General features: G+C 67.9%; 11 protein-coding genes and 1 pseudogene. 11 read left to right on the top strand and 1 reads right to left on the bottom strand.

Annotated elements, in window-relative coordinates; translation table 11 throughout:
- From D3261_RS18985 to D3261_RS20905, 7 genes and pseudogenes are all read left to right on the top strand, one after another.
- Window positions 1-124: pseudogene (locus tag D3261_RS18985) on the top strand (mevalonate kinase); the annotation flags it as partial.
- On the top strand, window positions 121-891 hold the full coding sequence (locus tag D3261_RS18990; protein WP_120075116.1) for an isopentenyl phosphate kinase: 771 nt from the start codon (window positions 121-123) through the stop codon (window positions 889-891). The pseudogene D3261_RS18985 and the gene D3261_RS18990, both read left to right, overlap by 4 nt.
- 79 nt (window positions 892-970) lie before the next feature.
- Complete coding sequence (locus D3261_RS18995; protein WP_147465006.1) at window positions 971-1,309, top strand: hypothetical protein; 339 nt, start codon at window positions 971-973, stop codon at window positions 1,307-1,309.
- A 166-nt stretch (window positions 1,310-1,475) separates the two neighbouring features.
- The gene (locus D3261_RS19000) at window positions 1,476-2,822 is read left to right on the top strand and encodes an RNase J family beta-CASP ribonuclease (RefSeq protein WP_120075119.1); all 1,347 of its coding nucleotides are present in this window, start codon (window positions 1,476-1,478) and stop codon (window positions 2,820-2,822) included.
- Entirely contained in the window at window positions 2,819-3,868 is a 1,050-nt protein-coding gene (gene idsA3 / locus D3261_RS19005; protein WP_120075121.1) for a geranylfarnesyl diphosphate synthase, read from the top strand. The genes D3261_RS19000 and idsA3 overlap by 4 nt, the downstream gene beginning before the upstream one ends.
- Before the next feature lie 450 nt (window positions 3,869-4,318).
- A complete protein-coding gene (locus D3261_RS19010) occupies window positions 4,319-5,284 on the top strand; it encodes a sugar phosphate nucleotidyltransferase (protein ID WP_120075123.1) in 966 nt (321 codons plus the stop codon).
- Between the two features lie 43 nt (window positions 5,285-5,327).
- Complete coding sequence (locus tag D3261_RS20905; RefSeq protein WP_255409239.1) at window positions 5,328-5,453, top strand: hypothetical protein; 126 nt, start codon at window positions 5,328-5,330, stop codon at window positions 5,451-5,453.
- Between the two features lie 13 nt (window positions 5,454-5,466).
- Here the strand turns inward: D3261_RS20905 and D3261_RS19015 are convergent, their stop codons facing one another.
- The gene (locus tag D3261_RS19015) at window positions 5,467-6,174 is read right to left on the bottom strand and encodes a diphthine--ammonia ligase (protein WP_120075125.1); all 708 of its coding nucleotides are present in this window, start codon (window positions 6,172-6,174) and stop codon (window positions 5,467-5,469) included.
- A 109-nt stretch (window positions 6,175-6,283) separates the two neighbouring features.
- Between D3261_RS19015 and D3261_RS19020 the strand changes: the two genes are divergently transcribed.
- The 4 genes from D3261_RS19020 (at window position 6,284) to D3261_RS19035 (ending at window position 9,677) form a co-directional block, all read left to right on the top strand.
- Entirely contained in the window at window positions 6,284-6,751 is a 468-nt protein-coding gene (locus D3261_RS19020) for a zinc ribbon domain-containing protein (RefSeq protein ID WP_120075127.1), read from the top strand.
- Between the two features lie 44 nt (window positions 6,752-6,795).
- Window positions 6,796-7,206, top strand: coding sequence for a DUF5810 domain-containing protein (locus D3261_RS19025; RefSeq protein ID WP_120075128.1), 411 nt, complete (start codon window positions 6,796-6,798; stop codon window positions 7,204-7,206).
- 23 nt (window positions 7,207-7,229) lie between these two features.
- Window positions 7,230-7,646, top strand: a complete 417-nt coding sequence (locus D3261_RS19030; RefSeq protein ID WP_120075130.1) for a DUF5809 family protein — start codon at window positions 7,230-7,232, stop codon at window positions 7,644-7,646.
- Between the two features lie 525 nt (window positions 7,647-8,171).
- Window positions 8,172-9,677 (top strand): alpha-isopropylmalate synthase regulatory domain-containing protein, encoded by a 1,506-nt coding sequence (locus D3261_RS19035; protein ID WP_120075132.1) that lies wholly within the window; start codon window positions 8,172-8,174, stop codon window positions 9,675-9,677.
- Window positions 9,678-9,679: the final 2 nt, after the last annotated feature.

Here is a 9,679-nt window from a genome sequence, read left to right on the forward strand (position 1 = left end):
GGGCTGTATCGTCGCGCTCGACGAGACCGAGGACACCCCGACGGCGCTTGGGTACACCCCCGAGTGCGAACGGGCGTTCCGCGCGGAGCTCGACACCGAGGGTGTCCGGCAGGAGGACGGATGACCGGCGAGTCGAACACGGAAAGTCGAGCCGCGACGGGAACGACAGTGCTCAAGCTCGGCGGGAGCGTCATCACGGACAAGTCCAGCCCCGAAACCCTCGATACGGAGACACTCGACCGCGCCGCGAACGCGGTGGCGGCGTTCGAGGGGGGGCTCGTCGTGGTCCACGGCGGCGGGAGTTTCGGTCATTACCACGCCAGCGAGCACGGGGTCACGACGACGGCCGGGAGTCACGATGTGACGGGCGCACGCGCCGTCCACGACGCGATGCGACGGCTCAACGACGCGGTGCTCGACGCGCTCCGCGAACGCGGCGTCCCGGCCCTGCCGATCCATCCCCTCTCGGCGGCGACACGCGACGATTTCGGGGAACTCTCGCTGGCGACCGACGTCGTCGCAAGGATGCTCGGCGAGGGGTTCGTCCCCGTGGTCCAGGCCGACGTGGTCACTCATGTGGGTCGAGGTGTAACGATACTGAGCGGCGACGAGCTGGTGGTCGTGCTCGCGACGGCGCTCGATGCCGACCGAGTGGGCGTCTGTTCCGGCGTGCCGGGCGTGTTCGACGCCGGCGGTGCCGTCATCGACCGCATCGACTCCTTCGAGGACGTGCGGGCGGCGCTCGGTGGGAGCGACGCGACCGACGTCACCGGGGGAATGAGCGCGAAGGTCGAGGCGTTGCTCGGGCTCGACGCGCCGGCCTGGGTGTTCGGTCTCGACGACCTCCCCCGATTCCTCGACGGCGAGTCCGCAGGGACGCAAATCGGGTAGTCGAGCCGACCGGAGAGCGACCACGGGACCCGGATCGGGCAGGAAGAGCTATGCCGTCACTCGGCGTTTCGTTCGGTGTATGTCAAATGCCAACATTACTACCGCCATCAAGTACGGTTTCGTCGTGGTCGCGTACTTCGTCGGAATCCTGATCCTCGGGGGGATCGTCGCCGCGATCGGGTTCGCGCTCGTCGGTGTCGGCGGGAGCGGGTTCGGGGATGCCAGCGGGGGAATCGGCGCGGCTGGCGGCGTCCTCGCGCTGGTCGGCATCGTCGTCGGCATCCTCGGCTACGTGATCATCATCGGGGCGGCGTTCGGCATCCAGTACAAGATCATCTCCGACGGGGTGGCGCGTGGCATCGAAACCGCCGGCGGGCTGACGGGTGGACGCGCGACCGACGCCGACGAACGGACGTAGCCGGGCGTATCGTTCCGGGAGCGAGCCACGGAGTTTATACCATTCCCGGCACGTAGCCACGCACATCCGAGAGACCGCCCCGGGCATCGGGGCGGCCGGGCGGGTCGCGTGACCTCGCCAGCCGGCGGACGAATCCCTGCTCGCGGGCGGCTCTGGAGTACTAACCATGGAAATCGATATCGCAACCATCGGCGGCTACGAAGAGGTCGGCCGACAGATGACCGCCGTCCGGGCGGGCGACGACATCGTTGTCTTCGACATGGGCCTCAACCTCTCGAAGGTCCTGATCCACGACAACGTCGAAACCGAACGAATGCACAGTCTCGACCTGATCGACATGGGCGCGATCCCCGACGACCGGGTCATGTCCGACCTCGACGGCGAGGTCCAGGCCATCGTCCCGACACACGGCCACCTCGACCACATCGGGGCCATCTCGAAGCTCGCTCACCGCTACGACGCACCCGTGGTGGCGACGCCGTTCACGATCGAACTCGTCAAACAGCAGATCGAGAGCGAGGAGAAGTTCGGGGTCGGCAACGACCTCGTCAAGATGGACCCGGGCGAGTCGATGGAGATCGGCAACGGGCTCGATCTCGAGTTCGTCAACGTCACCCACTCGATCATCGACGCGATCAACCCCGTACTTCACACCCCCGAGGGATCGATCATCTACGGGCTCGACAAGCGCCTCGACCACACCCCCGTGATCGGCGACCCAATCGACATGGACCGCTTCCGCGAGATCGGTCGCGAGGGCGAGGGCGTGCTCTGCTACATCGAGGACTGCACCAACGCCGGCCGCAAGGGCCGAACCCCGAGCGAGCAGCTCGCTCGTGAGGAGGTCCGTGACGTGCTCTACAGCATGGAGGACTACAAGGGCGGCATCGTCGCCACCACCTTCTCCAGTCAGATCGCACGGGTCAAGTCCATCGTGGAGTTCGCGAAGGAGATCGGCCGTCAGCCCGTGCTCCTCGGTCGCTCGATGGAGAAATATTCGGGGACTGCCGAGCGCCTCGACTTCGTCGACTTCCCCGACGACCTCGGGATGTTCGGCCACCGGCAGTCGGTCGACCGGACCTTCAAACGGATCATGAACGAGGGCAAGGAGAACTTCCTGCCGATCGTCACGGGCCACCAGGGCGAGCCGCGCGCGATGCTCACCCGGATGGGTCGGGGCGAGACGCCCTACCAGCTCGACGAGGGTGACAAAGTGGTCTTCTCGGCACGGGTCATCCCCGAGCCGACGAACGAGGGCCAGCGCTACCAATCCGAGCAGTTGCTCCGAATGCAGGGCGCACGCATCTTCGACGACGTCCACGTTTCGGGCCACATGTCCCAGGAGGGCCACTACACGATGCTCGACGCCATCCAACCCCAGCACGTGATCCCGGCCCACAACGACCTCGAACACCTCGCGCGCTACATCGACCTCGCCGAGGGCCAGGGCTACCGGATGGGTCGGGACCTCCACGCGACGCGCAACGGCAACGTCATCTCGCTGGTCGAATGAGCGCTTCGGGGGCGGCGGTCGTCGAGGCAGTCGCGGCACGACGGGAGCGCGTCAACGCGTCGCTCTCGGAGTACCTCCCGATAGGCGAGCCCGAGCGCCTCTACCGCGCCTCGCGCCACCTGCTCGACGCCGGCGGCAAGCGCCTCCGGCCCGCGGTCACGCTGCTCGTGGCCGAGGCGCTCACCGACACCGAACCGCTCGGTGCGGACTACCAGTCGTTCCCGACGCTCGGCGGGTCGGGACCCGACGAGATAGACCTCATGGCGGCCGCGGTGAGCATCGAGACGATCCAGTCCTTCACCCTGATCCACGACGACATCATGGACGAGGACGACCTCCGGCGCGGGGTGCCCTCCGTCCACAGCGCGTTCGACACCGAGACCGCGATCCTCGCTGGCGACACGCTCTACGCGAAGGCCTTCGAGTTCATGCTCGCCACCGGCGCGCCGCCCGAGCGCACCGTCCGTGCGCTCTCGGAACTCGCCAGGACCTGTACCCGGATCTGTGAGGGGCAGTCGCTCGACGTCGCCTTCGAGCACCGCGACGACGTCACGACCGACGAGTACATCACGATGGTCGAGCAGAAGACGGCCGTTCTCTACGCCGCCGCGGCCCGCATCCCGGCGATCCTGCTCGGCGCGGACGACGAGACGACCGAGGCGCTCCGCCAGTACGGGCTCGACATCGGCCGGGCGTTCCAGATCCGCGACGACGTGCTCGATCTCACCGTTCCGAGCGAGCAGCTCGGCAAACAGCGCGGCAGCGACCTCGTCGAGGGCAAGCGCACCGCCGTCACGCTCCACGCCGCCGAGCACGGGGTCGACCTCGACGACCTCGTGGTGGCCGAGACGCCCGCGGCGGTCACCGAGGAGGAGGTCGACGCCGCGGTCGCCGAACTCGACGCCGCGGGCAGCATCGAGTACGCCCGCACCCTCAGCCGCGACCTCGTCGACCGCGGGAAGTCCCACCTCGAAGTCCTCCCCGACAACGAGGCCCGCCGCCTGCTCGCGGGCGTCGCGGAGTACCTGATCGAGCGCGGGTACTAGTCCCCACCTTTTGCTGCGGTCGCTCACTCCGTTCGCTCCCTGGCAAAATGTGGATCAAAAGCGCGTCGGGTTCCTTGCAGTCACCCTCGCGCCCGCTCGTTCGCCGTCGGCTCACTCGCGGTGGGATCACTAACCGCTCCGCTTCCGCAACCGCACAGCGCCGCCTCCGCCGAAGCCCTCGGGCCTCACTCCGTTCGACCCTCGCCCTTCATCCACCAGGCCAGCAACCGCAACCGCACCGTGACAGCGACCACATCGCGGCCGCACCGCCGGCCGCCCCCGCAAACGCACCGCGACCGACGGCCGCAAACGCACCGCGACCACCGGCCGCACGACGACCCCTTGGAGACCCAGGTGTGACCGTTGTGTACCGATCGCATACCGTCGGTTTTCGGGTGATTCGGACCGGGAATGAAAAGGAACTTACCCGACGGCCGAGACGGAGTTCGCATGAAGGCTATCGTGCTCGCCGGCGGGTATGCGACCCGACTCTGGCCGATCACCAAACACCGGCCCAAGATGTTCCTCCCCGTCGGTGACACCGTCGTCATCGACCGGATCTTCGAGGAGCTCGAAGCCGACGAGCGGATCGAGGAGGTCTACATCTCGACCAACGAGCGCTTCGCCGAGGAGTTCGAGGCCCACGTCGAGGAACGGGGCTTCGAGAAACCCACGCTCTCGATCGAGGACACCACGGGCGAGGACGAGAAGTTCGGGGCGGTCGGCGCGCTCGCCCAGCTCATCGACCGCGAGAACGTCGACGACGACCTCCTCGTGGTCGCGGGCGACAACCTCCTCAGCTTCTCGCTCGGCGACTTCATCGACGACTTCGAGGAGCGCACCGAGCCCACGATCGCGGCCTACGACGTCGGCTCGCGCGAACGCGCCAAATCCTACGGCCTCGTCGAACTCGAGGGCGATCGGGTCGTGGACTTCCAGGAGAAACCCGAGGACCCCAACTCCACGCTGGTCTCGATCGCGTGCTACGCCTTCCCCGCCGACGCGCTCGTGCTCGATGAGTACCTCGCGGACGACAACAACCCCGACGAACCCGGCCGGTTCGTCCAGTGGCTCCGGGGCCAGCGCGACGTCTACGCCTACACCTTCGACGGCGCGTGGTTCGACATCGGCACGCCCGAGAGCTACCTCGACACCGTCGCGTGGGCGATCGACGGCGACGCCTCGGTCGCGTCCGACGCCACCGTCGAGAACAGCGAGATCGGGTCGGGCGTCCACGTGATGCCGGGTGCCACCGTGAAGAACTCGACCCTCGAACACTCGGTGGTCTTCCCCGAGGCCACGATCGAGGACTGTACGGTTCGCGATTCGATCCTCGACGAACACGTCGACGTCGCCGGGGTCGACCTCACCGGCGCGCTCGTCGGCGAGCACACCGTGATCCCGAACGACGAGTAACGGGATCCGGTGGATTCTTTTCCCGACGGGCCGTTCTCGCGATATGGCATCACGCAAAACGAAGGTCGCATTCGGCCTCGGTGTCCTGCTCGCCGCCTCGTTCGCGATCCACTACGCCCTGTTCGGCGCGCTGCCGCTCGGCAAGCCGACGATGCTCGACGACGAGTAAACTATCCGAACGGCTATCCGAGCCACGCGTCGGTGACCCGGAGCCGACCGCGCGTCCCGTCCCACTCGGTCTCGTAGTCGATCTCGATCGGGCGCGCCATGTGCGGGCCATCGGTCACCAACGTCTCGAACTCCCCGCCCTCGCCGAGCACGTGGACCCCGTACTCCTCGTGGAGGGTCTGGAGCTCGTCGAACGCGTCTTCGTCCAGCACGCGCCCGAGCCACGACTCGTCGAGGCCACGGGCCGCGACCTGTACCACTCGGATCTCGAAGCCCGCATCGAGCATCGCGTCGGCGAGCTCGCGCGGGTCGCGCCCCCAGAGCGGGGCGAACAACTCGATGCCGAGCCGGTCGCACATCCCCTGGATCCGGCTCGTCTGGAACTCGCTCTCGACCGCCCCCGCGGTGACCCCCGCGAGGTCCCCGTCCATGGTGAGGTCGCGGAGGGCGCGTTCGAGGGGTTCGAGTTCGGCGTCGCCGCGCGCGCCCGACTCCTCGATACCCCGCCCCGCCTCGTCCGGGTCGACCTCGACGAGTTCTATCCCGATACTCTCGGCCGCGAGCCGCGCGAGCCGCGTCTCTGGTACGTGATACATGTACGAGCCGTCGTCGGGGTGGACCGTCAGGAGCCGCTCGACCGGCAGGTCGGTTTCGAGCGCGCGGTAGAGCGCCCACGAGGAGTCCTTGCCGCCGGAGAACAGGCTCACCCACGCCTCCGTCATGGACCCCGTACCGCGGCGAGGGCTAAACCCACATCGGTCGTCTAGCGTCGGGGGCGACATCGGTCGCCAACCCGGAAGATTAAGACCGTCGGGCCGAGTATTGGGGGAAATGAGCCGTCATCGCGCCGGCAAGCGCCCGTGGCTCGCCGCGGTGCTCGCGGTCATCTACCCGGGGCTGGGCCACCTCTATCTCCGGCGGTGGTTCCGGGCGCTCGCGTGGTTCCTCCTGGTGTTTCTCACGGTCCAGATCACGCTTCCCCCGTCGGCGCTCCCCGAGTCGGGGGAGTTCAGCATCGAGGCGGTGCTGGCGGCGAGCCAGGCGCTCCCGATCGAGGCCACGTTCGCGCTCCTCGTGCTCACGATCCTCAACATCGCCGACGCCTACTACCTCGCCCGCCAGCGGAGCACGGAGGCCACGGGGCGAAGCGAACCGATGGAGACGATCCAGGGTGCCGTGGGCGACGATTCGACGGGCGACGAGTCCCCGGACCACTGTCCCCACTGCGGCCGCACGACCGACACCGACCTCGATTTCTGCCAGTGGTGCGGCGAACCGCTCGACACCGACCCCGCGTGAGCCGCGGGCGTGGAGTAGAAGTTCGCCGAGGTCTTCAACGACCTATGGGCTACGCCTGTCCGGTCTGTGAGACGCCCCAGGCCGACGCGCACCACCTCGCCAACCACCTCGCGTTCACCGCGTTGCTCGGCGACGACGACCACGAAGCCTGGCTCGACGAGCACACGCCCGGCTGGGACGAGGCGGGCGAGGACGAACTCGCCGAACGGGTGCTCGCGGAGGCCAAGGAGGTCGAGTTCCCGCAGGTCTTCGAGGACACCACCGATGACCACGACCACGACCATCACGACCACGACGAGCCTCGACCCGGCGAGCTCTTCGACGACGAGCCACCGATGGCGGGCGGTCGCGGACCCGACGGGGGTCGTGGCCCCGGTGGAGAGGTCGATGCCGAGACGGCCGAGGCGCTCCGGAAGGCTCGGGAACTGACCCGCGACGACGACGAAAGCGAGTAGTTCCCTCGGGGTTCAGTCCCGCCATGCACACCCAGGGACGGTTCTCGCCGGCGACCGCCGAGCAGGCGCACGAACGCTACGACGACCTCGGACCGACCGCCCAGACCGCCGTCCGGGAGGCCGCGACCGCGATGGAGTTCGAGAAAGACGAGTACGACGAGCGCGTGACGAGCGAGGTGGTCGAACGGGTCCGGAACGCGCTGTTCGCGAGCGAGCTCGAAGTCAGGGTCGGGGACCGCGAGGAGTTCGACGACTGGCTGGCGGACCACCCCGACTACGAGTCCCACGTCATCGGGAACGAGAACGTCGACCGGGTGGCCTGGCACGCCGCGCCGTTCGCCGACACCGTCGCGGCGGCGACGTTCGCCAACCGAGAGCGCGCTGCGGTCGAGACCCTCCGCCGCCAAGCCTTCGGCCGCATCTACCGCGACCTCTTCTAAACTTCCTCTCTGTAACCCGAATCCCGTCTTCTCTGTGAGCAGTCTAAGGTGTGGTCTTGACAGGGGTTCGTAGCCTCGATTACGAGTCCCGATGCAAACGAGAGACCGCCCCCGCAACCGCCCCGCGACAGCCACATACCTCCCCAGCCGACTGCGCTCCTCGCTCGCTCGGCTCACGGCTCACTTCGTTCGCCGTTCGCGCGTTCGGTGGTGTTCACTTCGTTCACACCACCCATCGCTCCCTGCGGTGCTCATCCACCGTCAGAGCTCTGCTCTGACGAGCTTGCGCTCGCGTCACTCGCGCAAACCTCGCACAACGTCCGCGGTCGGTGCTCACTGTCGTTCGCACACGACCGCGAGCGCGCGCCAACCGCAATACCGCAGACCACCACCGTCCACCACCGACTTCGAAATTCCTACACGTCACCTCCTACCATGCTATCGAATTGCGCCCACAGCAACATCTGTCACAACACGCCGGTTTAAGTCGGTGCCGTGCGGCGGTGTGAATGGCTATCATGACCGGTGAACGTTTTATTCGGGGGCTCCCCCGAAACTACTCCGCTGTCCGATACTGACGCACAGTTTCTCGATACGACGCTTCGCGACGGGGAACAAGCCCCGGGCGTGTCGCTCTCACCAGACCAGAAGGTCGAGATCGCACGCAAGCTCGATGCCACCGGGGTCTCGGTGATCGAAGCCGGGAGCGCCTGCACCGGCGCGGGCGAGCGCGAGACCATCTCGCGGGTCGCCCAGTCGAACCCCGACGCCCGGGTCACGAGCTTCTGCCGCGGCATCCGCTCCGACATCGACCTCGCGCTCGACTGCGGCGTCGACGGGGTCAACCTCGTGGTGCCCGCGAGCGAGCGCCACATCGAGCGAAAAGTCGGCACGACCCGTGGCGGTGTCGTCGAGACCACCGTCGAACTCACCGAGTACGCCCGCGACCACGGCCTCTGGGTCGAGGTGCTCGGCGAGGACGGGTCGCGCGCCGACACCGAGTTCCTCACCGAACTCATGGGTGAAGCCCTGAAAGCGGGCGCGGATAGGGTGTGCTACTGCGACACCGTTGGCTACGCGACCCCCGAGCGAACGATGGAGGCCGTCTCGGCGCTCGCCGAACTCGGGCCGACGAGCACCCACACCCACGACGACCTCGGGCTGGCGGTGACGAACGCGCTGGCCTCGCTCGCGGCGGGGGCCGACCTCGTCCACACGACGGTAAACGGCATCGGCGAACGTGCGGGCAACGTCGCGCTCGAAGAGGTCGCCATCGCGCTCGCGGAGGGCTACGACGTCGAGACGGTCGACACAACAGGGTTGTACGACCTCGCGCGAACCGTCGCGGACTTCACGGGGATCCCGCTCGCACCCAACAAGGCCGTCGTCGGCGAGAACGCCTTCACCCACGAGTCGGGCATCCACACCGACGGCCAACTCAAGGACGACGCGATGTACGAACCCTATCCGCCGGAGACCGTCGGTCGGGAACGACGGCTCGCGCTCGGCAAACACGCGGGTCGGGCGGGCGTCGAGGCCGCGCTCGCCGAACACCAGGTCGCGGTGAGCCCCGACGAACTCGCGGAGGTCACGGACCGAGTAACGGATCTCGGCGACACGGGCAAGCGCGTCACCGACGCCGACGTGCTCGCGCTCGCCGAAACCGTACAGGGTCGCGAGCGCGAGCGCCGGGTCGAACTCGAAGACCTCACGGCCGCGAGCGGCAACGGCACCCCCGCGGCCAGCGTCAAACTGGTGGTGGATGGCGAGGAGCGCACCGCCAGCGGCACCGGGAGTGGCCCGGTCGACGCGGCGGTCAAGGCCGTTCGGAGCGCGCTCGGTCCACGGGGCGACGCGACCCTCGACTCCTACCACGTCGACGCGATCACGGGTGGGACCGACGCGGTCGTCACGGTCGAGATCGAGATGACGCGCGACGACCAGTCAGTGTCGGTGGCGGCCAGCGACACCGACATCACGCGCGCGAGCGTCGCGGCGATGGTGGAGGCGTTCGACCGCCTGCTCGCCTGATC

The organism is Halococcus sp. IIIV-5B (assembly GCF_003602035.1).
GTDB lineage: Archaea > Halobacteriota > Halobacteria > Halobacteriales > Halococcaceae > Halococcus > Halococcus salsus.